This is a genomic window from Pseudomonas sp. NIBRBAC000502773 (genome assembly GCF_006517195.1).
Lineage (GTDB): Bacteria > Pseudomonadota > Gammaproteobacteria > Pseudomonadales > Pseudomonadaceae > Aquipseudomonas > Aquipseudomonas marginalis.
In genome coordinates, this window is sequence record NZ_CP041189.1 from 4,733,055 (window position 1) to 4,757,456 (window position 24,402).

Annotated in this window: 20 protein-coding genes; 12 read left to right on the forward strand and 8 right to left on the reverse strand. The window is 60.4% G+C overall.

The genetic code is table 11. From position 1 onward, the window contains the following. Positions 1–84 precede the first annotated feature (84 nt). Positions 85–2,676, reverse strand: coding sequence for a glycosyltransferase (locus NIBR502773_RS21830; RefSeq protein ID WP_141156915.1), 2,592 nt, complete (start codon positions 2,674–2,676; stop codon positions 85–87). Positions 2,677–2,894: 218 nt separating this feature from the next. Between NIBR502773_RS21830 and tcdA the strand changes: the two genes are divergently transcribed. After that, positions 2,895–3,704 carry a tRNA cyclic N6-threonylcarbamoyladenosine(37) synthase TcdA gene (tcdA, locus tag NIBR502773_RS21835; RefSeq protein ID WP_065938764.1) on the forward strand — a complete coding sequence of 270 codons (810 nt, stop codon included), beginning with the start codon at positions 2,895–2,897 and terminating at the stop codon, positions 3,702–3,704. A 20-nt stretch (positions 3,705–3,724) separates the two neighbouring features. Here tcdA and NIBR502773_RS21840 read toward each other — a convergent pair whose 3' ends face one another. The 4 genes from NIBR502773_RS21840 to NIBR502773_RS21855 all read right to left on the reverse strand — a co-directional run bounded on the left by NIBR502773_RS21840 (position 3,725) and on the right by NIBR502773_RS21855 (position 6,780). Continuing rightward, positions 3,725–4,138 carry a SufE family protein gene (locus NIBR502773_RS21840; RefSeq protein ID WP_141156916.1) on the reverse strand — a complete coding sequence of 138 codons (414 nt, stop codon included), beginning with the start codon at positions 4,136–4,138 and terminating at the stop codon, positions 3,725–3,727. Next, on the reverse strand, positions 4,135–5,340 hold the full coding sequence (locus NIBR502773_RS21845) for an aminotransferase class V-fold PLP-dependent enzyme (protein WP_141156917.1): 1,206 nt from the start codon (positions 5,338–5,340) through the stop codon (positions 4,135–4,137). The genes NIBR502773_RS21840 and NIBR502773_RS21845 overlap by 4 nt, the downstream gene beginning before the upstream one ends. A 64-nt stretch (positions 5,341–5,404) precedes the next feature. Further along, the gene (dapD, locus tag NIBR502773_RS21850) at positions 5,405–6,439 is read right to left on the reverse strand and encodes a 2,3,4,5-tetrahydropyridine-2,6-dicarboxylate N-succinyltransferase (RefSeq protein ID WP_027604485.1); all 1,035 of its coding nucleotides are present in this window, start codon (positions 6,437–6,439) and stop codon (positions 5,405–5,407) included. 32 nt (positions 6,440–6,471) lie between these two features. Then, on the reverse strand, positions 6,472–6,780 hold the full coding sequence (locus NIBR502773_RS21855) for an arsenate reductase (protein WP_231982825.1): 309 nt from the start codon (positions 6,778–6,780) through the stop codon (positions 6,472–6,474). A 280-nt stretch (positions 6,781–7,060) separates the two neighbouring features. Between NIBR502773_RS21855 and NIBR502773_RS21860 the strand changes: the two genes are divergently transcribed. Then, complete coding sequence (locus tag NIBR502773_RS21860) at positions 7,061–8,704, forward strand: Na+/H+ antiporter (protein WP_141156918.1); 1,644 nt, start codon at positions 7,061–7,063, stop codon at positions 8,702–8,704. A gap of 9 nt (positions 8,705–8,713) precedes the next feature. On the opposite strand, the gene dapC is transcribed toward NIBR502773_RS21860, so the two are convergent. The 3 genes from dapC to map all read right to left on the reverse strand — a co-directional run bounded on the left by dapC (position 8,714) and on the right by map (position 13,522). Further along, positions 8,714–9,913 (reverse strand): succinyldiaminopimelate transaminase, encoded by a 1,200-nt coding sequence (dapC, locus tag NIBR502773_RS21865; RefSeq protein ID WP_141156919.1) that lies wholly within the window; start codon positions 9,911–9,913, stop codon positions 8,714–8,716. A gap of 58 nt (positions 9,914–9,971) precedes the next feature. Then, positions 9,972–12,674 (reverse strand): [protein-PII] uridylyltransferase, encoded by a 2,703-nt coding sequence (locus NIBR502773_RS21870; RefSeq protein WP_065938770.1) that lies wholly within the window; start codon positions 12,672–12,674, stop codon positions 9,972–9,974. Positions 12,675–12,739: 65 nt separating this feature from the next. Further along, on the reverse strand, positions 12,740–13,522 hold the full coding sequence (gene map / locus NIBR502773_RS21875) for a type I methionyl aminopeptidase (RefSeq protein ID WP_012722594.1): 783 nt from the start codon (positions 13,520–13,522) through the stop codon (positions 12,740–12,742). Between the two features lie 387 nt (positions 13,523–13,909). Here map and rpsB point away from each other — a divergent pair, with 387 nt between their 5' ends. The 10 genes from rpsB to NIBR502773_RS21925 all read left to right on the forward strand — a co-directional run bounded on the left by rpsB (position 13,910) and on the right by NIBR502773_RS21925 (position 24,400). Further along, positions 13,910–14,647 carry a 30S ribosomal protein S2 gene (gene rpsB, locus NIBR502773_RS21880; protein WP_003219330.1) on the forward strand — a complete coding sequence of 246 codons (738 nt, stop codon included), beginning with the start codon at positions 13,910–13,912 and terminating at the stop codon, positions 14,645–14,647. Positions 14,648–14,839: 192 nt separating this feature from the next. After that, entirely contained in the window at positions 14,840–15,703 is an 864-nt protein-coding gene (tsf, locus tag NIBR502773_RS21885; RefSeq protein ID WP_027604480.1) for a translation elongation factor Ts, read from the forward strand. Positions 15,704–15,914: 211 nt separating this feature from the next. Then, the gene (gene pyrH / locus NIBR502773_RS21890; protein ID WP_003172271.1) at positions 15,915–16,658 is read left to right on the forward strand and encodes a UMP kinase; all 744 of its coding nucleotides are present in this window, start codon (positions 15,915–15,917) and stop codon (positions 16,656–16,658) included. Beyond that, the gene (gene frr, locus NIBR502773_RS21895; RefSeq protein ID WP_027604479.1) at positions 16,655–17,212 is read left to right on the forward strand and encodes a ribosome recycling factor; all 558 of its coding nucleotides are present in this window, start codon (positions 16,655–16,657) and stop codon (positions 17,210–17,212) included. Before pyrH ends, frr begins: the two co-directional genes overlap by 4 nt. Before the next feature lie 17 nt (positions 17,213–17,229). After that, positions 17,230–17,985, forward strand: a complete 756-nt coding sequence (uppS, locus tag NIBR502773_RS21900) for a polyprenyl diphosphate synthase (RefSeq protein WP_027604478.1) — start codon at positions 17,230–17,232, stop codon at positions 17,983–17,985. Beyond that, complete coding sequence (locus NIBR502773_RS21905) at positions 17,986–18,795, forward strand: phosphatidate cytidylyltransferase (protein ID WP_141156920.1); 810 nt, start codon at positions 17,986–17,988, stop codon at positions 18,793–18,795. Continuing rightward, entirely contained in the window at positions 18,792–19,982 is a 1,191-nt protein-coding gene (gene ispC / locus NIBR502773_RS21910) for a 1-deoxy-D-xylulose-5-phosphate reductoisomerase (RefSeq protein WP_141156921.1), read from the forward strand. The genes NIBR502773_RS21905 and ispC overlap by 4 nt, the downstream gene beginning before the upstream one ends. 54 nt (positions 19,983–20,036) lie before the next feature. Then, a complete protein-coding gene (rseP, locus tag NIBR502773_RS21915) occupies positions 20,037–21,389 on the forward strand; it encodes a sigma E protease regulator RseP (protein ID WP_108573951.1) in 1,353 nt (450 codons plus the stop codon). A gap of 74 nt (positions 21,390–21,463) precedes the next feature. Next, entirely contained in the window at positions 21,464–23,851 is a 2,388-nt protein-coding gene (gene bamA / locus NIBR502773_RS21920; protein ID WP_115485762.1) for an outer membrane protein assembly factor BamA, read from the forward strand. A 45-nt stretch (positions 23,852–23,896) separates the two neighbouring features. Further along, positions 23,897–24,400: an OmpH family outer membrane protein gene (locus tag NIBR502773_RS21925; protein WP_003219314.1), complete on the forward strand. Its 504-nt coding sequence runs from the start codon at positions 23,897–23,899 to the stop codon at positions 24,398–24,400. The last annotated feature ends 2 nt before the right edge of the window (positions 24,401–24,402 follow it).

Below are 24,402 nucleotides of genomic sequence, written 5' to 3' on the forward strand. Positions count from 1 at the left end.
AGAGCGGGGCGGGCGGACAAAACGGCCGTTATCTTATAGCAAAACGGCGACCAGAGGCCGCCGTTTAGTGCATTGCGCAAGTTTTTAAGCCACAGGTGCAGGCTCAGGTGCCACGGCCGGTTTCGGCAGCGACGACAGGAACGCCATGATCAACGCCGCCACATACGGCAGCGATTGCACCAGCAGCATCACCACCCAGAAACGTATGTCATTGCTCGGCAGGCCCTGCACCAGGTAGATCCCCAGCGCCGCGCCCCACAACAGCAGCATGATGAACATTTCTTCGCGGGCTTCGGAAATCGCTACCCAGAAGCCGTGGTTATCCGCGTTTTTCGGTGTACGAAAGAACGGAATGCTGGTGGTGAAAAAGCCATACAGCACCGCCTTGGCGATGGTGTGGGACAACGCCAGGCCAGCCAGGGCGGCGCAGAATGCATCCTTGAGGTTCACACCTACCGCGCGGCGGTAGAGGAAGATGATCTTGCCCACCTTGAACACGAACAACGCCAACGGCGGGATCGCGAAAATCAACAGCGGCGGGTCGACCCGCGTCGGCACGATGATCATCGCCGCCGACCACAACAGCGCGCCGACGGTGAAGAAGATGTTCATGCCGTCCGCCACCCACGGCAACCAGCCCGCGAGGAAGTGGTAGCGCTGGCCACGGGTCAGCTCGGTGTCCTTGCCGCGCAGCAGGCTGGCGGTGTGACGCTTGATGATCTGGATCGCGCCATAGGCCCAGCGGAAACGCTGTTTCTTGAAGTCGATAAAGGTATCCGGCATCAGGCCCTTGCCGTAGCTGTCGTGGTAGTACGCCGCCGACAGGCCTTTCTCGAATACCCGCAGGCCCAATTCGGCGTCTTCGCAGATGCACCAGTCGGCCCAGCCCAGTTCCTCGAGCACCGAGCGACGGGTCATGGTCATGGTGCCGTGCTGGATGATCGCGTCGCGGTCGTTACGGGTGACCATGCCGATATGGAAGAAGCCTTTGTATTCGGCGTAGCATAGCTTCTTGAAGGTGCTTTCGTTCTGGTCGCGGTAGTCCTGCGGCGACTGCACCACGGCGATTTTCGGGTCGGCGAAGTGCGGCACCATGTGCTTGAGCCAGTTCGGCGACACGCAGTAGTCCGAGTCGATCACCGCGATCACTTCGGCATCCTTGGCGGTGTGCGGGATCAGGTAGTTCAGTGCACCGCCCTTGAAACCGGCCAGGGGCGCGACGTGGAAAAACTTGAAGCGCGGGCCCAGGGTTTCGCAGTAGTCGCGCACCGGCTCCCACACCGCCGGGTCCTTGGTGTTGTTGTCGATGATCAGGACTTCGTAGTCCGGGTAATCGAGGGCGGCCAGGGCGTCGAGGGTCTGTTTGACCATCTCTGGCGGCTCGTTGTAGCACGGCACATGGATCGACACTTTCGGGCGGTAATCCGATTCCCCTTCCACCGGCAGGAATTCACGCCGGCGCTTGTGGGTCCATACCGCTTCCGCCAGTTCGTGGGCTTCGGTCAGCAACACAATGAACACGCCCAGGGCGCCCAGGGCCAACAAGATGCCGACGGTCACGCTGAACCAGGTGCTGTATTGCTGGCTGTAGTCGTAGCCGATCCACACCAGTACCGAACCGCAGAGGAACGCGATAAAGGTCAGGAAGGTGCGGCCACGCTGGCGCAGGGATGAGCCGTCGATCATCAGCAGGGTCAGGGACAGCAAGGCGAGCACCACCGAGCCGATCGCCAGGACGCGCCACTGCGGGATTGCCACCACCGGCCCTTCGAAGTTGAATTTCTGCTGGCGCGCAGCGTTGTAGACGCCCCAATACGCGCCGGCCGAGCCTTCGTCGCTGACCTTCCACGGCTGGTCGAAGGCCTCGATCACGAAGTAGTTGTAGCCCTGGCGGTTCAGCTTGTTCACCAGCGTACGCAGGTAAATGGCCTGGTCTGCCGGGGACGTTTCATTACCGCCGCGCATACGGCCGTTACTTGGCCAGCCCACTTCCGACAACAGCAGCGGTTTTTTCGGGAACAATTTCTTCAGGTCCCTGGCGCGGTCGAGTACGTACTGGCCGGCCTTGTCCATCGGGATGTATTCCCAGAACGGCAGGATGTGCGCGGCGATCAGGTCGACGTGCTTGGCCAGTTGCGGGTTCTTTTCCCAGATATGCCATTGCTCGGAGGTCGTCACCGGGACTTTCACGGCGGCGCGCACTCGGTCCAGCAGCACAATCAGCGCTTCAGGGGTGATCTCTTCACGGAACAGCGCCTCGTTACCGACCACGACCCGCACGACACTGCGCGAGCTGTTGGCGATCTCGATGGCCCGCTGGACTTCGCGCTCGTTACGCTCCAGATCCGGGCTGATCCAGATCCCCAGGGTTACGCGCAGGCCGAACTCTTCGGCCAGCTTGGGAATGTCCCCCAGCGTGCCGTCGACCGAGTAGGTGCGGATGTTATCCGTCAGCTTGCTCATGATCTCCAGATCGCGACGCATCTGCTCGTCGGTGGGGTACTGGTCTTTCTGCGGGTACTGGCCTTGCTGGAACGGCGAGTAGGAAAAACCGGAGATCTGCTCGGGCCAGTTGGGAGCAGTGACCGGGCGGTTGATCAGCGCCCAGAAGCCGGTGAACAGCGCGGCAATTGCCAGCACTATCACCAGGTTGAGTCCAAATTTACGCGATGCCATGGTTATGTCGGGTTCCAAAGGGTGTGGAACGAAAAGAGGTGTCGGCCTGCACCGAACGGCGCGCATCCTACACCGGCCTTTCCCTGACCGTACAGCAAGCCGAGAAAAACCGGACATTGGGCAGCGAAAGTACATCTAAGTTCTTAACTTGTAGCTTGTAGCTTAAAACTTGTCGCTGCGTAGTCCTATAATGCGCGCCGGTTTTTGGGGTAATGGTCATGAGTACAGAAGATCCGCGGTTTGCAGGCGTCGCCCGCTTGTATGGCATTGAAGGCCTGGAGCGCTTGAAAGCGGCCCATGTGGCGATCGTCGGCGTCGGCGGCGTCGGCTCCTGGGCGGCGGAAGCCATGGCCCGTTGCGGAGTGGGCGAGATTTCGCTGTTCGACCTGGACGACGTCTGCGTCAGCAACAGCAACCGCCAGTTGCACGCCTTGGACAGCACCGTGGGCAAGCCCAAGGTCGAGGTGATGGCCGAGCGCCTGCGCGCGATCAACCCGGATTGCACGGTGCATGCGGTGGCGGATTTCGTCACCCGCGACACCATGGCCGAGTACATCACGCCCACTATCGACTGCGTGATCGACTGCATCGACGCGGTTAACGCCAAGGCCGCACTGATTGCCTGGTGCAAGCGCCGCAAGATCCAGATCATCACGACTGGTGGCGCCGGTGGGCAGATCGACCCGACGCTGATCCAGGTCTGCGACCTGAACCGCACCTTTAATGACCCCTTGGCGTCGAAAGTGCGCTCCACCTTGCGCCGTGACTACGGCTTTTCCCGCACCGTGACCCGCCATTACAGCGTGCCGTGCGTGTTTTCCACCGAGCAACTGCGCTACCCCAAGCCGGATGGCAGCATCTGCCTGCAGAAGAGTTTTGTCGGTGATGGGGTGAAGCTGGACTGCGCCGGCGGGTTTGGCGCGGTGATGATGGTGACGGCGACCTTCGGCATGGTCGCGGCGACCAAGGCGGTGGACAAGATTGTGGCCGGGGTGCGCAGGCCTTCGGAGCGGGTCAAGCCCGCCTGAGTCTCAGAACGTTTCACGGTTCAAATGTGGGTATGACTGAGTTCGCGCATGCGCTGCAGGACTGCATTCAGCCCATTGCTGCGCGACGGCGACAGTTGACGGGAAAGTCCCAGCTGATTGAACCAATCCGGCAAGTCGACCGCCTGTAACTCGTCCGCCGACAGCCCATTGACCCGCGCCAGCAGCAACGCCACCAAGCCACGAATCATCCGCGCATCGCTGCTCGCGGCGAACTGCCAATGACCGTGCTCGAAGCGCCCCACCAACCACACCAGGCTCTCACAGCCCTGCACCAGGTTGGCATCGACCTTCTCCTCATCCGCCAATACGGGCAGGCGTTCACCCCACTGCATCAGCATGCGTGCCCGCTGTTCCCAACTGCCGACTGACTGGAAGGCCTCCAGCGCAGCTACCGCATCTACCGGCAGGCTCATCGCAGCATATCCAGCGCCCGGTCCAGCGCTTCAAAGAAGCGTTCCAGGTCATCGGAGTCGTTATACAGCGCCAGGGAGACACGGATCGCCCCCGACAAGTGCATCGCCTTGAGTAGCGGCATCGCGCAGTGATGGCCGGCGCGTACGGCAATGCCTTGCTCGGTCAGCAGGTGCGCGAGGTCGGCGTTGTGCACGCCCTCGACCACAAAACTGACCAGCGCTGCTTGCGGCGAGCCCAGCACACGGACGCCATTGCGCGCGTTCAGCCCGCGCAACAGGTAGTCATGCAGAGCCGCTTCGTGGGTGAGAATCGCCTGTGGGTCCAGCGAACCCAGGTAGTCCAGGGTCGCGCCCAGGCCGATCACGCTGGCAATCGGCGGGGTGCCGGCTTCGAACCCGAGCGGTGCCGGGCGGAAACTGGCGCTGTGGTAGTCGGCCTGTTGCACCATCTCGCCACCAAATTGCCAATGGCGCAGGTGATGCAGGGCCTCGTTGCGGCCATAGAGCACGCCGACGCCGTCCGGGCCGTACAGCTTGTGGCTGGAAAATACATAGAAGTCGCAGCCCAGGGCCTGCACGTCGTGGCGGCCGTGGACGATGCCTTGGGCGCCATCGACCACGGTCAGGGCGCCGTGGGCCTGGGCCAGCGCCAGCAAGGCCGGCAGCGGCTGCCAGGTGCCAAGGACGTTGGACAGTTGGCTCACCGCCAGCAGGCGTGTACGCGGGCCGATCGACTCGGCGGCGGCTTGCAGGTCGATCACGCCGTCATCGCCGAGTGGCAATACCACCAGGGTGAGCGCGCGACGCTTGGCCAGTTGCTGCCACGGCAACAGGTTGGCGTGGTGTTCCAGGGCGCTGATGACAATCTCATCGCCCGCATTGAATAAGTGCTCAAGGCCATAAGCCAGGAGGTTCAGCGCTGACGTCGCGCCGTGGGTAAACACGATTTGCCCGCTGTCACCTGCATTCAACCACTGCGCAACCTTGCTGCGACTGTCCTCGAAGGCCTGGGTCGCATGGGCACCCGGCAAATGCTGGGCACGGTGCACATTGGCGGCGCCATTGGCGTAGTAATGGCTGATGGCATCCAGCAGGGCCTGGGGTTTTTGCGTCGTCGCGGCGTTGTCCAGATAAGTCTGGTCTTGCCGTTGCAGGGTGGCGATGGCCGGAAAGTCGGCGCGCCAGGGGGAGGGCACAAGCATGGTGTTCAAGACTCGTATAAGCGGGCCCCAGGGTCGGGGCCCGCCAGTGGCATCGAGTGGCTGCTTAGTTGTGAGCGTGCAGCGCTTCGTTCAGTTCGATGGCCGATTTGTGGGTTTTGCACTCCACGGCACCGGTCTCGGAGTTACGGCGGAACAGCAGGTCGGGTTGGCCGGCCAGCTCACGGGCCTTGACCACCTTGACCAGTTGGTTCGACTCGTCCAGCAGCGCAACCTTGGTGCCGGCGGTGACGTACAGGCCCGACTCCACGGTGTTGCGGTCGCCCAACGGGATACCGATACCGGCGTTGGCGCCGATCAGGCAGCCTTCTCCGACCTTGATCACGATGTTGCCGCCGCCCGACAGGGTGCCCATGGTCGAGCAACCGCCGCCCAGGTCCGAACCCTTGCCTACGAACACGCCGGCCGATACACGGCCTTCGATCATGCCCGGGCCTTCGGTGCCGGCGTTGAAGTTGACGAAACCTTCATGCATCACGGTGGTGCCTTCGCCCACGTAGGCACCCAGGCGGATACGCGCGGCATCCGCGATACGCACGCCGCTCGGTACCACGTAGTCGGTCATTTTCGGGAACTTGTCCACCGAGAACACTTCAAGCAGCTCGCCACGCAGGCGGGCTTCCAGTTGGCGTTCGGCCAGCTCATTGATGTCGATTGCACCCTGGCTGGTCCACGCCACGTTCGGCAGTTGCGGGAACACACCAGCGAGGCTCAGGCCATGCGGCTTGACCAGGCGATGGGACAGCAGGTGCAGCTTGAGGTAGGCCTCTGGGGTGGACGTCAGTGCGGCGTCTTCGGCCAGCAAGGTGGCGACCAGCGGCGTGTGGCTTTCGGCCAGGCGGCTCAGCAGGGCGGCCTGGGTAGCGTCGACGCCTTTGAGCGCGTCGGCCAGTTGCAGGGCCTGGGCGACGGTGAAGGTGATTGCCTGGTTGCCTTCGCTGTAGCCGAGGATCGGCGCGATGGCGGCAACGATTTCAGCCGATGGGTTGAGCAGGGGTTGTGCGTAAAACACTTCCAGCCAAGCACCTTGGCGGTTCTGAGTGCCGACGCCGAAGCCCAGGCTGAACAGGGAATTGGACATGCTGTTACCTCTACAAAAATGGAAGGGCTGGCCTACTTGAGGGCCGCCGAATAACTATCTGGCTTGAAGCCAATCAGGGTTCTGTCGCCGAGATCAAGCACCGGGCGCTTGATCATCGAAGGTTGTGCGAGCATCAATTCAATGGCTTTCGACTGATCGAGATCGGCTTTGCGTTCGTCTTCGAGTTTGCGAAAGGTGGTGCCCGCACGGTTCAAAACCACCTGCCAACCGTGCTCGTTGCACCATTGGGTCAAGTGTTCGCGGTCGATACCGGCCGTTTTGTAGTCGTGGAACTCATAGCTCACCGCGTGCTCGTCGAGCCAGGTGCGCGCCTTTTTCATGGTGTCGCAGGCTTTGATGCCGAAAAGGTGCAACGTTTTGCTTGAAGCGGTCAAGGAATTGCCCCCCTGCTTTACTGATGCAAGTGCCAATGAAAATGAAAGATCACGGATTATGCCACGCCCAGAGATTTTGGGTGCCGCTCGTCAGCAGCGTGCGACTTTTGTGCAAAAGCCAGCGCGCAGCATAGGCCGGTAAGATAGCCGGGTAATATGGCACTTCAACGGCCAGTTGTTGCCTGATGTGTGTCGTTGCAAGCCGATCGTCCGGGAAACCCGCGTTATGCAAACCGCCTACACCGTTCTTATCCTGCTGATGCTGGTCAGCGTTTCGCGTCTGGTCGGACGTGTCATCCCCCTGCCGTTACCGCTGGTGCAGATTGCCGCCGGCGCCTTGCTGGCCTGGCCCACGCTGGGACTGCATGTGGCGCTGGACCCGGAGCTGTTCCTGTTTCTGTTCCTGCCACCGCTGCTGTTCTCCGATGGCTGGCGTATGCCCAAGCGCGAATTGTGGCGCCTGCGTGGGCCGATCCTGACACTCGCCGTCGGGTCGGTGCTGTTCACCGTGGTCGGTGCCGGCTACTTCATTCATTGGCTGTTGCCGACGATCCCGCTGCCGGTGGCCTTCGCCCTGGCGGCCGTGTTGTCGCCCACCGATGCCGTGGCCGTGTCGGCAATTGCCCAGAACCGCTTGCCGACGCCGCTGATGCATATGCTCCAGGGCGAAGCGTTGATGAATGACGCCTCGGGCCTGGTGACCTTCAAGTTCGCCTTGGCGGCCGCGTTGACCGGTGTGTTCTCGTTGGCCGATGCCAGCCTGACCTTTGTCTTGGTGGCCTTGGGCGGCCTGGCGGTGGGGGTGGCGCTGAGTTGGCTGGTCGGCCGCCTGCGCGCCTGGATGATTGCCCGGGGCTGGGATGACCCGGCAACGCATGTGGTGTTCATGTTGCTGCTGCCGTTTGCGGCCTACGTGTTGGCCGAACGCCTCGGCGCCTCGGGCATCTTGTCGGCGGTCGCGGCGGGCATGATGCAAAGCTGGCTCGACCTGCTGCCTCGCCAGACCAGCACGCGCCTGCTCAATCGCAGTGTCTGGTCATTGCTGGAATTTGCCTTCAATGGCCTGATCTTCCTGCTGCTGGGCCTGCAATTGCCGGACATCATCAAGGCCGTGGCCAGTCATGAGCCGACGCTGTGGCCCACCTTGTTGTATCGCTGCCTGGATGTGATTGCGATTTTCCTGGTGTTGGTGGTGCTGCGTTTTATCTGGGTGCAGAGCATCTGGCGCCTATCGGGTTTGCTCCGGCGACTACGTGGGAAAAGTGAGTTGACCCTGGTGCCCACTGCGCGTTCCTGCTGGCTGTTGACCGTGGGCGGTGTGCGCGGTGCGGTGACCCTGGCCGGTGTAATGTCGGTGCCATTGCTGTTGGTGCCAGGCCAGGATTTCCCCGAGCGCGACCTGCTGATCTTTATCGCAGCGGGTGTGATCCTGCTGTCGCTGATCGCCGCCTGCATCGCCCTGCCGCTGCTCTTGCGGGGCGTTGAAAAAAGTCCGGACGAAAAGCGCCATAACGAAGTGCGCGAGGCCTGGAAAAAAACCGCAGTGGCAGCGATTCACGCACTGGAGGCGGAAGAGCCCGTAGAGTCGGAAACGTCCGACGCCGCCCAGGCGGCGCTGGCTACGGAGCTAAAGGCACGGTTGATGTCGGAATACCGCCATCAGTTGGAAGTGTTCAACGACTCAGCCGAAGCCCAGGCGCTCGCGATGCAGATGGACCTGCTTGAGCGAAAACTGCGGCTCAAGGCCCTGCGTGCGCAACGCTTGGAGTTGTACAGTTTGAGCCGTCATCACCAAATTGGTGATGACGTTTTGAGGGAAGTGTTGGCGGAGCTGGATATGAGTGAGGCGAATCTGGGCCAGATGAAATGACCCGGTTGCTTACCGACGACGCTGAATGAAATCGCGAATCCGTTCAGCCGCTTCCACACACTCGGCCAGTGGCGCAACCAACGCCAGGCGTACGCGCCCGGCGCCGGGGTTCACGCCATCCACTTCCCGGGACAGGTAAGAACCCGGCACCACGGTCACGTGTTCCTCCACGAACAAATCGCGGCAGAACGCGGCATCATCGCCTTGCACATTCGGCCACAGGTAGAAGCCGCCGTCCGGGGCCTGTACGTCCAGCACCGGCTTGAGGATCGCCAGCACGGCATCAAACTTCTCGCGGTACAGGTCGCGGTTGGCCTGCACATGGGCCTCGTCCTGCCAGGCCGCGATGCTTGCCAGCTGGGTTTGCACCGGCATTGCACAGCCATGGTAAGTGCGGTACAGCAGGAAACCCTTGAGGATCTCGGCGTCGCCCGCGACAAAACCGGAGCGCAGGCCTGGCAGGTTGGAGCGCTTGGACAGGCTGTGGAACACCACGCAACGCTTGAAGTCCTGGCGGCCCAGCTCGACGCACGCGCTGAGCAGGCCCGGTGGCGGGGTTTGTTCGTCGAAGTACAGTTCGCTGTAGCACTCGTCGGCGGCGATAACGAAGTCATATTCGTCGGCCAGGGCGATGAGTTTTTTCAGGGTCTCGACCGGGATCAGTGCACCGGTCGGGTTGCCGGGGGAGCACAGGAACAGGATCTGGCAGCGTTTCCAGATGTCCGGCGATACCGCGTCGAAATCCGGGTTGAAGCCGTTTTCATCCAGGCATGGCAGGTAATGCGGCTTGGCCCCGGCCAGGAACGCGGCGCCTTCGTAGATCTGGTAGAAGGGGTTCGGGCTGACCACCAGCGCGTCGTCGCCCCGGTTGACCACGGTCTGGGTGAAGGCGAACAGCGCTTCACGGGTGCCGTTGACCGGCAGGATAGTGCGCGCTGGATCCAGCCAGCCCTTGGGTACGTCGAAGCGGCGTTCGCACCAGGCGCCAATGGCCTCGCGCAGGGCCGGGATGCCCAGGGTGGTGGGGTAGACCGCCATCTGGTCGAGGTTGTTGGCCAGGGCATCGGCAACGAACTGCGGCGATTTGTGCTTGGGTTCGCCGATGGACAACGCGATCGGGCGCTTGTCCGGGTTCGGCGTGACGCTGCCCAGCAGGGCGCGCAGCTTTTCGAACGGGTAGGGCTGGAGCTGGTTCAGGGCGTTGTTCATCGGTGGATCTCGTGCAAGGCGTTAAAAACTGGGAGGGAGCGGTGGGCCGCTCCTGGTATCAAATCGTCAGGCGCGTCAGCTCGACACCGGGTTCCTGGGTCACGCTCAACTGCTGCACGATCGCCGCCTGCAAGCGCAGGCACAGCTCCGGGTCGGACAGCGGCTGGTTATCGGCATCGGTAATAAAGAACACGTCCTCCACGCGCTCGCCGAGGGTCGCAATCTTGGCGTTCTGCAGTGACAAATCGAATTCCAGGAAAATGCCGCCGATCCGTGCCAGCAGGCCTGGCCGGTCCGGCGCGCTGAGTTCCAGCACGGTCACCGGGCGCTGCGCATCGTTGGAAATGGTCACCTGGGGCGCAAAGGCAAAGTGCTTGAGCTGACGCGGTACCCGGCGCTGGATGATCGTCGGGTAGTCGTCGGGGTTACGCAGGGCTTCGGTCAGGCCTTCGCGGATCTTTTTCACCCGCGCCGGGTTATCGCCGATGGACTCGCCTTCGGTGTCGAGCACGATATAGGTGTCGAGGGTGAACTGGCTGCTGGAGGTGATGACCCGTGCGTCGTGGATGTTCAGGTTGAGCTGGTCCATGGCCGCCACGGTCACGGCGAAGAAGTCGTGCTGGTCGGGCGCATAGATGAAGATCTGCGTGCCGCCTTCGAATTCGCGCTGGGTGGTTTCCTTGATCAACACCAACGGGCCGCCATCGGCCGGCTGCTGCAGGATCGCGTCGCTGTGCCAGGCGACATCGCCGGCGGTGTGGCGCAGGAAGTAATCGTCCCCCAATTGCGACCACAGTTGCTCGACGTCGTCCGGGTCGTTGCCGCCGCGCACCAGGATGTCCAGGGCGGCGCTTTGGGTGCGGCGGATCTGCTCTTCGCGGTCCACCGGGTTTTCCAGGCCACGGCGCAGCGCGCGCTTGGTCTCGGTGTAGAGCTGGCGCAACAGGCTGGCGCGCCAGGAATTCCACAGCGTCGGGTTGGTGGCGTTGATGTCGGAAACGGTCAGCACGTACAGGTAGTCGAGGCGGGTTTCATCGCCAACAATCCCGGCGAAGTCGTGGATCACCTGCGGGTCGGACAAGTCCTTGCGCTGGGCGGTGGTCGACATTACCAGGTGGTTCTGCACCAGCCACACGATCAGGCGGCTGTCCCACAACGGCAACTGGTGGCGTTGGCAGAACGCCTCGGCATCGACCGCGCCGATTTCCGAGTGATCGCCATGCCGACCCTTGCCGATGTCGTGGTACAGGCCGGCCAGGTAGATCAACTCCGGCTTGGGCAGCTTGGCCATGAGTTTGCTGGCCAGCGGGAATTTCTCTGACACCTGGGTGTACTGCAACTTGCGCAGGTGCTTGATCAGGTTGAGGGTGTGGGCGTCCACGGTGTAGATGTGGAACAGGTCGTGCTGCATCTGCCCGACGATAAACCCGAACTCCGGCAGGTAACGCCCGAGGATGCCATAGCGGTTCATGCGCCGCAGGTTGCGGTGGATGCCGATCTTGCACTTGAACAGCTCGATAAACAGGCTGGTGTTGCGAATGTCGTTGCGAAAGTCGTCGTCGATCAGGTGACGGTTTTCCCGCAGCAGGCGGATGGTGTCGGCGCGTACGCCCTTGATTTCCGGCTGCTGGGCCATCAGCACGAAGATTTCCAGCATGGCGAACGGCGTGCGGCGGAACACGTTGTCGTTGCGTGCCTCGATATAGCCGTCGTGCAGTTGGAAGCGCGAATTGATCGGCTGCGGCGGTGCTTCGTCTTCCGGGGCGAGGATCACTTCTTCGAAATGCTGGATGATCAGGTCGCTGAGTTGGGCAATGCTCATGACCACCCGGTAGTACTGTTGCATGAAGCTTTCGATGCTGGTCTTCGCGTCTTCACCTTCAAACCCCAGCAGGGTGGCGATGGAGCGCTGGTGGTCGAACAGCAGGCGATCTTCGGAGCGCCCGGCGAGCATGTGCAGGGCGTAGCGCACTTTCCACAGGAACTCCTGGGACGACGCCAGCAGGGCGTTTTCGCTCTCCACCAGGAAGCCTTCGCCGGCCAGGGCGCGCAGGTTCAGGGTGCCGTATTGGCGACGTGCGACCCACAGAATCGTCTGGATGTCGCGCAGCCCGCCCGGCGAGCCTTTGACGTTGGGTTCGAGGTTGTATTCGGTGTCGTTGTACTTGTGGTGCCGGGCCTTCTGCTCCGCACGCTTGGCCAGGAAGAAATCCTTGCTCGGCCACATGTGTGCGGTGCTGGTGACTTCGAGCATGCGCTGGCGCAGGCGCTCGGGGCCGGCGATGGTGCGGCTTTCCATCAGGTTGGTGATGACGGTCAGGTCGGCGCGGGCCTCTTCGGCGCACTCATCCACCGAGCGCACGCTCTGGCCGACTTCCAGGCCGATGTCCCACAGCAGTGTCAGAAAGCGCTCGATGGAATCGCGAAAGATCTCATGGTCGGCGCTGTCCAGCAGGATCAGCAGGTCGATGTCGGAGTAGGGGTGCAGCTCGCCACGACCGTAGCCGCCGACCGCCACCAGGGCAATATCGGCGTCTTCGCTCCAGCTGAACTGTTCCCAGGCCTTTTGCAGGATGTTATCGACGAACCAGGCGCGGTCTTCGATCAGCCGGCGGATGTCCCGGCCGCTACGAAAGCGCTCGTCGAGCACCTCGCGGGCCTGGCGGATCGCCTTTTTGAACGCGGCGATGGGGCTCGCTTTCAGTGCCAGCTCGGCCTGGAACTGGCCACGGTCGAAGAGTTCGGGATCCACCTGGGGCATTGATCGGCTTTCCTTTCTATCTATCAGTCAGTCACAACACAGTTTGGGAAAACCTTGGCAGCCCTTCACGCCGAAACGCGTGGGATCGTGTCGTCGGCGCGCAGGGTGAAGATCTCGTAGCCGGTCTCGGTGACCAGCAGGGTGTGTTCCCACTGGGCCGAGAGCTTGCGGTCCTTGGTGATGGCGGTCCAGCCGTCGCCCAGCACCTTGGTGTCGGCCTTGCCCTGGTTGATCATCGGCTCGATGGTAAAGGTCATGCCTGCCTTGAGCTCCATGCCGGTGCCGGCGCGGCCGTAGTGCAGGATCTGCGGTTCTTCGTGGAAGACCGTACCGATACCGTGGCCGCAGAATTCGCGCACCACCGAGAAACCGTTCTTTTCGGCGTGCTTCTGGATCACTTCACCGATGTCGCCCAGGCGGCAGCCAGGCTTGACGATCTCGATGGCCTTGTACATGCATTCCTGGGTGACCTGGGACAGGCGTTCGGCCCACACCGGCACGGTGCCGACGTGGAACATGCGGCTGGTGTCGCCGAAGTAGCGGTCCTTGATCACGGTGACGTCGATGTTCAGGGTGTCGCCGTCCTTCAACGGCTTGTCGCCCGGAATCCCGTGGCAGACCACGTGATTGACCGAAGTACAGATCGACTTGGGGAAGCCCTTGTAGTTCAGCGGCGCAGGAATGGCGCCCTGCACATTGACTATATAGTCGTGGCAGATCTGGTTCAGGGTTTCCGTGGTAACGCCGGGCTTGACGTGCTCGGCAATCATTTCCAGCACATCGGCAGCCAGTTTGCCGGCAATGCGCATGCCGGCGATGTCTTCGGCGGTTTTCAAACTAACGGTCATACAGGCTCTCTCTAGCGCGATGCGCTGAAATCAATACGGTTTACGGGCGTGCGACAAAAGGTTGCAGAATTCGCACAAGCGCCAAAAAACGCGATTCTAACAGACGCGGGCGGCAAATCATGAGCTCCCGACGATCGCTTCTCTCTATCAGATGGGGTTATATCGGCTCTATTCAAAGGGTTGCGTATACGTCGCCCAGGCCAAATGTGATTGCGTGTTTCGTTTTCGCCCTTCGTGTGGTATAAAATGCGCCGCTTTCCGGGGATACCCCGAAAAGCTTAAATCCACACACGTGTCGACACGATGACCTGGGTGCCGGAGGCCTTGATGCCGCTGGTTGGTCATTGGGATACGTGGAGGCCAAACCCGACTTATTAAGGAACTATCATGTCCCAAGTCAACATGCGCGATATGCTGAAGGCCGGTGTGCACTTCGGTCACCAGACCCGTTACTGGAACCCGAAAATGGGTAAATACATTTTCGGCGCGCGTAACAAGATCCACATCATCAACCTTGAAAAAACCCTGCCAATGTTCAACGAAGCTCTGACTTTCGTAGAGCGCCTGGCCCAGGGCAAAAACAAGATCCTGTTCGTCGGCACCAAGCGTTCCGCTGGCAAGATCGTTGCTGAAGAAGCAGCACGTTGCGGTTCGCCGTACGTCGATCACCGCTGGTTGGGCGGCATGCTGACCAACTTCAAAACCATCCGTGCTTCCATCAAGCGTCTGCGTGACCTTGAAGTGCAGGCCGAAGACGGTACTTTCGCCAAGCTGACCAAGAAAGAAGCGCTGATGCGCACTCGTGACCTGGAAAAGCTCGATCGTTCCCTGGGTGGTATCAAGGACATGGGCGGTCTGCCTGACGCACTGTTCGTTATCGACGTTGATCACGAGCGCATCGCGATCACCGAAGCCAACAAGCTGGGCATCCCTGTTATCGGCGTAGTCGATACCAACAGCAGCCCGGAAGGCGTTGACTACATCATCCCAGGCAACGATGACGCCATCCGCGCCATCCAGCTGTACATGGGTTCGATGGCTGACGCTGTCATCCGTGGTCGCAACCACGTTGCTGGTGGCACCGAGCAGTTCGTTGAAGAAGCTCCGGTAGCCGCAGCTGAGTAATTGACGCCCTGGCGTTGACTCAGTAAGCAAAAAGGGGGCTTGGCCCCCTTTTTGCCACCTCGAAAACCATTTGTCAGCAGCGCAGCTACATCACCTGTAACGTGCAGCGGCTAACAAGGGTGGTTCGGGAAGAATTGATCCCCCGTTCGATCGGGTGGAATGGTTGAAAACCTATCCAAGAGGAATTTGAAAATGGCAGCAATTACTGCAGCGTTGGTTAAAGAACTGCGTGAGCGTACCGGCGAAGGCATGATGGATTGCAAGAAAGCCCTGGAAAAGGCTGACGGCGACATCGAAAAAGCCATTGATGACATGCGTGCTTCCGGCGCCATCAAGGCTGCCAAGAAAGCAGGCAACGTGGCTGCTGAAGGCGCTATCGCTCTGAAAGAAGACGGCAAATCTGCTGTTCTGCTGGAAGTGAACTCCCAGACCGACTTCCTGGCCCTGCAGGACGACTTCAAGGCATTTGTTGCTGCCAGCGTTGAAAAAGCGTTCGCCGACAAGCTGACTGACGTCGCTCCGCTGATCGCCGCTCAAGAAGCTGATCGCCTGGTACTGGTCGGCAAGGTTGGCGAAAACGTCAACATCCGTCGCCTGGTGCGCGTTGAAGGTGATGTTGTCGGTGGTTACCTGCACGGCAACAAGATCGGCGTTGCAGTGGTCCTGAAGGGCGGCAACGTTGAGCTGGCCAAAGACATCGCTATGCACGTAGCGGCCAGCAACCCTGAGTTCCTGCTGCCTTCGGAAGTTTCTGCCGAAGCGATCGAGCGTGAAAAAGCTGTGTTCCTGCAGCTGAACGAAGAAAAAATCAAAGGCAAGCCAGAAAACATTGTTGAGAACATGGTCAAGGGCCGTATCAGCAAGTTCCTGGCTGAGGCAAGCCTGGTTGAGCAGGCGTTCGTCAAGAACCCTGAAATCAAGGTTGGCGAACTGGCCAAGAAAGCCGGTGCTGAAATCGTTTCCTTCACTTACTTCAAAGTAGGCGAAGGCATCGAGAAGCCGGTCGACAACTTCGCTGAAGAAGTTGCTGCCCAGTTGGCTGCCGCCAAGCAATAAGACAGTTTTCAACTGTCGCCCGAAAGAGGCTGCCCGCTCACGCGCGCAGCCTCTTTTCAAATGGGCAGGCCGATTTAATTTGGCTTACCCTCGGAACTGGCTTACAAAGCCGTGTTCCGATGGCGCTGTGAGAGCGTCCAGCTAGAGTGAACGCAAGCCGTAAACGGCTCGCCAAGAATTTTTTAAAAATACGCCGCAGGAGAGATTCGCAATGGCTCAGCAGGGCAGTGGTTATCAGGCTCGCTATAAACGCATTCTACTCAAGCTTAGCGGCGAGGCCCTGATGGGCTCGGAAGAGTTCGGGATCGACCCCAAGGTACTCGACCGCATGGCGCTGGAAGTCGGCCAGTTGGTCGGCATCGGCGTGCAGGTCGGCCTGGTGATCGGTGGCGGTAACCTGTTCCGCGGCGCGGCACTGAGTGCGGCCGGCATGGATCGGGTCACCGGCGACCACATGGGCATGCTGGCCACTGTGATGAACGCCCTGGCCATGCGTGACGCCCTGGAGCGTGCCAATATCTCGGCTATCGTGATGTCGGCTATTTCCATGGTGGGTGTGACCGATCACTATGATCGTCGCAAAGCCATGCGCCACCTGAACGCCAAAGAGGTGGTGATCTTCGCTGCCGGTACCGGCAACCCGTTCTTCACCACGGACTCGGCTGCTTGCCTGCGCGCCATCGAGATCGATGCCGACGTGGTGCTCAAGGCGACCAAGGTAGATGGCGTGTACACCGCAGACCCATTCAAAGACCCGCATGCCGAGAAGTTCGATCATCTGACCTACGATGAAGTGCTGGATCGCAAGCTGGGCGTGATGGACCTGACGGCTATTTGCCTGTGCCGCGACCATAAGATGCCGCTGCGCGTATTTAACATGAACAAACCCGGTGCCCTGCTGAATATCGTACACGGCGGCGCGGAAGGGACTCTGATCGAGGAAGGCCAACAATGATCAACGAAATCAAGAAAGACGCCCAAGCGCGTATGCAGAAATCCCTGGAGTCTCTGAGCCACGCATTCGGCCAGATTCGTACCGGCAAGGCGCACCCGAGCATCCTGGGCAGCGTGATGGTGCCCTACTATGGCACTGATACCCCGCTGAGCGGCGTGGCCAACGTTACCGTAAAGGATTCGCGCACCCTGCAAGTCGTGGCCTTCGAGCGCAACATGCTCGCGGCAGTCGACAAGGCCATCCAGAGCGCTGGCCTGAACCTCAATCCCACCAACCTGGGTGAGTTGCTGCTGATCTCCATGCCGGCCCTGACTGAAGAAACCCGCAAGGGTTTCACCAAGCAGGCCCGCAGCGCGGCTGAAGATGCACGTGTTGCAGTGCGTAACATTCGTCGTGATGCCTTGGGCGAGCTGAAGAAGCTGGTCAAGGACAAGGAAATCAGCGAAGACGAAGAGCGTCGTGCCGTCGCCGATATCGACAAGCTGACCAAGGAGGCCGAGGCGAAGATCACCCAGGCAACCGACGAAAAAGAAAAGGACCTGATGGCCGTATAAGGGGTCAGGACGCCTTCATGGAAAAGACCAAGCAGACTGTGCCCTCCGTGGTGCCGCGCCATGTCGCGATCATCATGGATGGGAATAATCGCTGGGCGAAGAAACGCTTTATGCCGGGTGTCGCCGGGCATAAGGCGGGTGTCGATGCGGTGCGGGCCGTGATTGAGGTGTGTGCCGAGGCCAAGGTCGAGGTATTGACCCTGTTCGCGTTCTCCAGTGAAAACTGGCAGCGGCCCGCCGAAGAAGTCAGTGCCTTGATGGATCTGTTCTTCAAGGCCCTGCGTCGCGAGGCCAAGCGCCTGAATGACAACAACATCAGCCTGCGCATCATCGGCGACCGCTCGCGCTTCCACCCGGAACTGCAGGCGGCCATGCGTGAAGCCGAGGCGATCACTGCCGGTACTGACCGCTTTGTGCTGCAAATCGCGGCCAACTACGGTGGCCAGTGGGACATTGCCCAGGCTGCGCAGCGACTGGCCCGCGAAGTGCAGGCCGGTCACCTGCGGCCGGACGACATCACGCCTGAACTGTTACAGACCTGCCTGGTGACCGGCGACCTGCCGTTACCTGACTTGTGTATCCGTACCGGTGGTGAGCATCGCATCAGCAATTTCCTCTTATGGCAATTGGCCTATACCGAGTTGTACTTCTCCGACCTGTTCTGGCCGGACTTCAAACACGATGCCATGCGCACTGCGCTGGCCGATTTCGCTTCCCGTCAGCGTCGCTTCGGTAAAACGAGTGAGCAGATCGAAGCTGGGGCCCGGGTTTAAATGCTTAAACAACGAATCATCACCGCGCTGATACTGTTGCCGATTGCCTTGTGCGGGTTTTTCCTGCTGGATGGCTCCGGCTTTGCGCTGTTTATCGGCCTGGTGGTAACCCTGGGTGCCTGGGAATGGGCGCGATTGGCAGGTTTCAACGCACAGTTGCCGCGTGTGGTGTATGCCCTTGTGGTGGCGGTGCTGCTGTTTCTGATGCACACCCTGTCGAGCATCATCGTGCCTTGGGTGTTGGGGGCGGCGGTGCTGTGGTGGGCGCTTGCGACCTACCTGGTGCTGACTTTTCCGCGCAGCAGTGGCCAGTGGTCCAGTGTCGCCAGCAAGCTGGTGATTGGCTTGCTGATTCTGTTGCCCGCCTGGCAAGGGTTGGTGGAAATCAAGAATTCGCCGATGGGTAACTGGCTGATCATGGCGGTGATGGTGCTGGTCTGGGGCGCAGACATCGGCGCCTATTTCTCTGGCCGGGCATTCGGCAAGCGCAAGCTGGCGCCGGCAGTCAGTCCGGGCAAGAGTTGGGAAGGCGTGTATGGCGGCCTTGCGTTGACGCTGGCGATCACCCTGGTGGTGGGGCTGGTGCGCGACTGGTCGGTGAAGGAGATTGTCCTGGCCCTGCTGGGCACGGCCATTGTCGTATTTATCTCGGTGGTCGGTGATCTCACCGAAAGCATGTTCAAGCGCCAGGCCGGGATCAAGGACAGCAGCAACCTGCTGCCGGGTCATGGCGGGGTGCTGGATCGTATCGATAGTCTTACCGCTGCCATCCCGATCTTTGCCGTACTGTTGTGGATGACCGCTTCGTGAGCCGCCTGCAACAAGTGACCGTGCTGGGTGCAACCGGCTCGGTAGGGTTGAGCACCCTGGATGTGATCGCTCGTCATCCTGACCGCTATCAAGTGTTTGCCTTGACCGGGTTCACCCGCCTCAGCGAACTGCTGGCACTGTGCGTGCGCCACGTGCCGCGCTTTGCCGTGGTACCTGGGCGTTCGGCGGCACGGAGCCTGCAGGATGATCTGCGGGCTGCCGGGCTGGCCACTCAGGTACTGGTGGGGGAGGAGGGGTTGTGCCAGGTCTCGGCCGATGCCGAGGTGGATACGGTGGTGGCCGCTATCGTCGGTGCCGCCGGCTTGCGTCCGACCTTGGCTGCCGTGGATGCGGGCAAGAAAATCCTGCTGGCCAACAAAGAAGCGCTGGTGATGTCCGGCGCGCTCTTCATGCAGGCGGTGCGCAAGAGCGGCGCCGTACTGCTGCCCCTCGACAGTGAACACAATGCGATCTTCCAATGCATGCCCGGCGACTTTGCTCGTGGCCTGGGCCAGGTGGGTGTGCGTCGGATTCTGCTGACCGCGTCGGGTGGTCCTTTCCGGCAAACTCCTTTGGCGGAGTTAGAGCAGGTGTCTCCGGACCAGGCGTGCGCTCATCCTAACTGGTCGATGGGGCGCAAGATCTCCGTCGACTCGGCAAGCATGATGAATAAAGGCCTGGAGTTGATCGAGGCGTGCTGGTTGTTCGATGCGCGACCGGAGCAGGTCGAGGTGGTGATTCACCCGCAAAGTGTGATTCATTCACTGGTCGACTACGTGGATGGCTCGGTATTGGCCCAATTGGGCAATCCGGATATGCGCACCCCGATCGCCAATGCCCTGGCCTGGCCGGAGCGAATCGATTCCGGCGTGGCGCCACTGGACCTGTTTGCCATTGCCCGCTTGGACTTCGAGGCGCCGGACGAGCAACGTTTTCCGTGCCTGCGTCTGGCACGTGAGGCGGCGGAGGCGGGTAACAGCGCGCCGGCGATGCTCAATGCGGCGAATGAAGTGGCCGTGGCGGCGTTTCTCGAACGGCGCATCCGCTTTCCGCAGATCGCGAGTATCATCGAGGACGTCCTGAGTCTTGAGCCCGTGGTGGCAGTCAACGACCTCGGCGCGGTATTCGAGGCGGACACCAAGGCGCGCGCCTTGGCCGAACAATGGTTGGACCGCAACGCGCGTTAGTCTTGTGGGCGCGATTGAGCCTTGGGGCACTGGATTGGAATGCGGAGAAATTAGATGAGTGCGCTTTACATGATTGTCGGCACCCTGGTTGCTCTGGGTGTGCTGGTTACCTTCCACGAATTCGGCCACTTCTGGGTGGCACGTCGTTGCGGCGTCAAGGTACTGCGCTTTTCCGTCGGTTTCGGCATGCCGCTGGTTCGCTGGCACGACCGGCACGGCACCGAGTTCGTGATCGCGGCTATCCCGTTGGGTGGCTACGTCAAGATGCTCGATGAGCGTGAAGGCGAAGTGCCGGCTGATCAGTTGGACCAATCCTTCAATCGCAAGACCGTTCGTCAGCGTATCGCCATTGTTGCGGCCGGTCCGATCGCCAACTTCCTCCTGGCGATGCTGTTTTTCTGGGTCCTGGCCATGCTCGGCAGCGAGCAGGTGCGTCCTGTCATCGGCGCGGTCGAGGCGGACAGTATCGCCGCCAAGGCAGGTCTGGTCGCAGGGCAGGAAATTGTTTCCATTGATGGTGAGCCGACGACGGGTTGGGGCGCGGTCAATTTGCAACTGGTCCGTCGTTTGGGTGAAAGCGGCACCGTCAACGTCGTGGTGCGTGAGCAGGATTCCAGTGCCGAGACCCCGCGCACGTTGGCCTTGGACCATTGGCTCAAGGGCGCTGACGAGCCTGATCCGATCAAGTCCCTGGGCATCCGTCCATGGCGTCCTGCGCTGCCGCCAGTGCTTGCCGAGCTGGATCCGAAGGGGCCGGCCCAGGCCGCGGGTCTGAAAACCGGCGATCGCTTGCTGGCCCTCGATGGCCAGGCGTTGAGTGAGTGGCAGCAGGTAGTCGACCTGGTGCGCGTACGCCCTGATACAAGGATTGTGCTGAAAATTGAGCGTGACGGTGCTCAAATCGACGTCCCCGTGACCCTGGCGGTACGTGGGGAAGCCAAGGCAGCCGGGGGTTACCTGGGTGCAGGCGTCAAGAGTCCGGAGTGGCCGCCCTCGATGGTGCGTGAGGTCAGTTTCGGGCCGCTGGCGGCCATTGGCGAGGGTGCAAAACGCACCTGGACCATGAGTGTGCTGACCCTCGAATCCCTCAAGAAAATGTTGTTCGGCGAGCTCTCGGTAAAAAACTTGAGTGGACCGATAACCATTGCTAAAGTGGCGGGCGCTTCTGCCCAGTCGGGTGTCGCGGATTTCCTGAATTTCCTGGCTTATCTGAGTATCAGCCTGGGTGTTCTGAATTTGCTGCCCATTCCGGTATTGGATGGGGGGCATCTGTTGTTTTATCTGGTCGAGTGGGTGCGTGGTCGCCCCTTGTCGGATCGGGTGCAGGGTTGGGGGATACAGATCGGTATCAGCTTGGTGGTCGGGGTGATGTTATTAGCCTTGGTCAACGATCTGGGTCGACTGTAACGCTTCGCTGAATTGCGAATCTGCCGCATTTTGCGGCAGTTTGTTTATTGCCAGTTGGAATAAGAAAGGACTTCATGAAACGTCTGCTGCTAACTGCGGTTCTCACCGTATTGATGATCGCCGAAGTTCACGCCGAGTCCTTCACCATCTCCGATATTCGCGTCAACGGCCTCCAGCGGGTTTCCGCTGGTAGCGTCTTTGGTGCCTTGCCGTTGAACGTCGGGGAACAGGCTGATGACCGTCGCCTGGTGGAATCCACTCGTGCGCTGTTCAAAACCGGGTTCTTTCAAGACATCCAACTGGGTCGCGAAGGTAATGTCCTGGTTATCACCGTCGTCGAGCGACCTTCCGTCGCCAGTATCGAGATCGAAGGCAACAAGGCGATCTCCACTGAAGACCTGATGAAAGGCCTGAAGCAATCCGGCCTGGCCGAGGGCGAGATCTTCCAGCGCGCCACCCTTGAGGGTGTGCGTAACGAACTGCAGCGCCAGTACGTTGCCCAGGGTCGCTACTCCGCGACCGTGGAAACGGAAGTCGTGCCGCAGCCTCGTAACCGTGTCGGCCTCAAGGTCAACATCAACGAAGGTACCGTGGCGGCCATTCAGCACATCAACGTGGTGGGCAACACCAAGTTTGCTGATGAAGACCTGATCGACCTGTTCGAGCTCAAGACCACCAACTGGTTGTCGTTCTTCAAGAACGATGACAAGTACGCCCGCGAAAAACTCTCCGGTGACCTGGAACGCCTGCGTTCCTACTACCTGGACCGTGGCTATATCAACATGGATATCGCTTCGACCCAGGTGTCTATCACCCCGGACAAGAAACACGTCTACATCACTGTCAACGTCAACGAAGGCGAGAAGTACAAGGTTCGTGACGTGAAGCTCAGCGGCGACTTGAAAGTGCCTGAAGACCAGGTCAAGGCCCTGTTGCTGGTGCAGAAAGACCAGGTGTTCTCGCGCAAGCTGATGACCACCACGTCCGAACTGATCACCCGTCGCCTGGGTAACGAAGGCTATACCTTCGCCAACGTCAACGGCGTGCCTACCCCCCACGATGAAGACCACACCGTGGACATCACCTTTGTCGTCGATCCAGGCAAGCGTGCCTACGTGAACCGCATCAACTTCCGTGGCAACACCAAGTCCGCGGACGAAGTGCTGCGCCGCGAAATGCGCCAGATGGAAGGTGGCTGGGCATCAACTTACCTGATCGACCAGTCCAAGACCCGTCTTGAGCGCCTGGGTTTCTTCAAGGAAGTGAACGTCGAAACGCCAGCCGTACCGGGTGTGGATGACCAGGTTGACGTGAACTACGCCGTGGAAGAGCAAGCGTCGGGTTCGATCACCGCCAGTGTCGGTTTCGCACAGAGTGCCGGCCTGATCCTCGGTGGTTCCATCACCCAGAACAACTTCCTGGGTACCGGTAACAAGGTGTCCATCGGCCTGACCCGAAGCGAATACCAGAGCCGTTATAACTTCGGTTATGTCGACCCCTACTGGACCGCGGACGGTGTCAGCCTGGGCTACAACGCCTTCTATCGCACCACCGACTACAAAGACCTCGACGTCGACGTAGCCAGCTATGCAATCGACAGCCTGGGCGTAGGCGCCAACATCGGTTACCCGATCAGCGAGACTTCGCGCCTGACCTTCGGCCTGACTGCGCAACAGGATGAGATCAAGACCGGTGTGTACACCGTGGACGAGATCTTCGACTTCACTCGCAAGGAAGGCGACAAGTTCCTGAACTTCAAGGCGTCCGCCGGCTGGTCCGAGTCGACCCTGAACAAAGGCGTGCTTGCCACCCGTGGCCATTCCCAGAGCCTGACGCTGGAAGCAACGACGCCGGGCAGCGACCTGTCGTTCTTCAAGCTCGACTACCGTGGCCAGTTGTTCCAGCCGTTGAGCGATAACTACACCATGCGCCTGCACACCGAGCTGGGCTATGGCGACGGTTATGGTTCCACCAATGGGCTGCCGTTCTACGAGAACTACTACGCGGGTGGCTTCAACTCCGTGCGGGGCTTCAAGGACAGCACCCTGGGTCCACGTGGTACACCGAGCCGTGGCGTTGGTGTGACCGGTAACCAGGGCACCGTCGCTGACTCCGACAACGACCCGCTGCCATTCGGTGGTAACGTGTTGATCCAGGGTGGTGCGGAAATCCTGTTCCCGCTGCCGTTCGTCAAGGATCAGCGGTCCCTGCGTACTTCGGTCTTCTGGGATGTGGGTAACGTATTCGACTCCAAGTGCGAACAGATCACTAACCCAAGTGGCGTGAAGTCCAAGACTGAGTGCAACGACGTGAGCCTTAGCAACCTGGCGAGCTCGGTGGGTGTCGGTGTGACCTGGGTGACTGCGCTTGGCCCGTTGAGCTTTGCTCTGGCCATGCCGATCAAGAAACCGGATAACGCTGAAACCCAGATTTTCCAATTCTCCCTCGGCCAGACGTTCTAAGCGTCTGACCCAAGATAACGACAACGGATTCTGTAGGAGTACATCGTGCGTAAGTTGACTCAATTGGTACTGCTGGCCACCGTGCTGGTAGCCACCCCGGCCTTCGCCGAAATGAAAATCGCCGTCCTGAACTATCAGATGGCCCTGCTGGAATCCGATGCGGCCAAGAAATACGCCGTGGATGCCGAGAAAAAATTCGGTCCGCAACTGACCAAGCTCAAGACGTTGGAAAGCAGCGCCAAGGGTATCCAGGACCGTCTGGTAGCGGGTGGCGACAAGATGCAGCAAGGCGAGCGCGAGCGTCTGGAGCTTGAGTTCAAGCAAAAGGCCCGTGACTACCAGTTCCAGTCCAAGGAGCTGAACGAAGCCAAGGCTGTTGCCGACCGTGAAATGCTGAAACAGCTGAAGCCTAAACTCGACAGCGCCGTGGAAGAAGTCATCAAGAAAGGTGCCTTTGACCTGGTGTTCGAGCGTGGCGCAGTGATTGACGTCAAGCCTCAATACGACATCACCCGTCAGGTGATCGAGCGCATGAACCAGCTGAAGTAAGC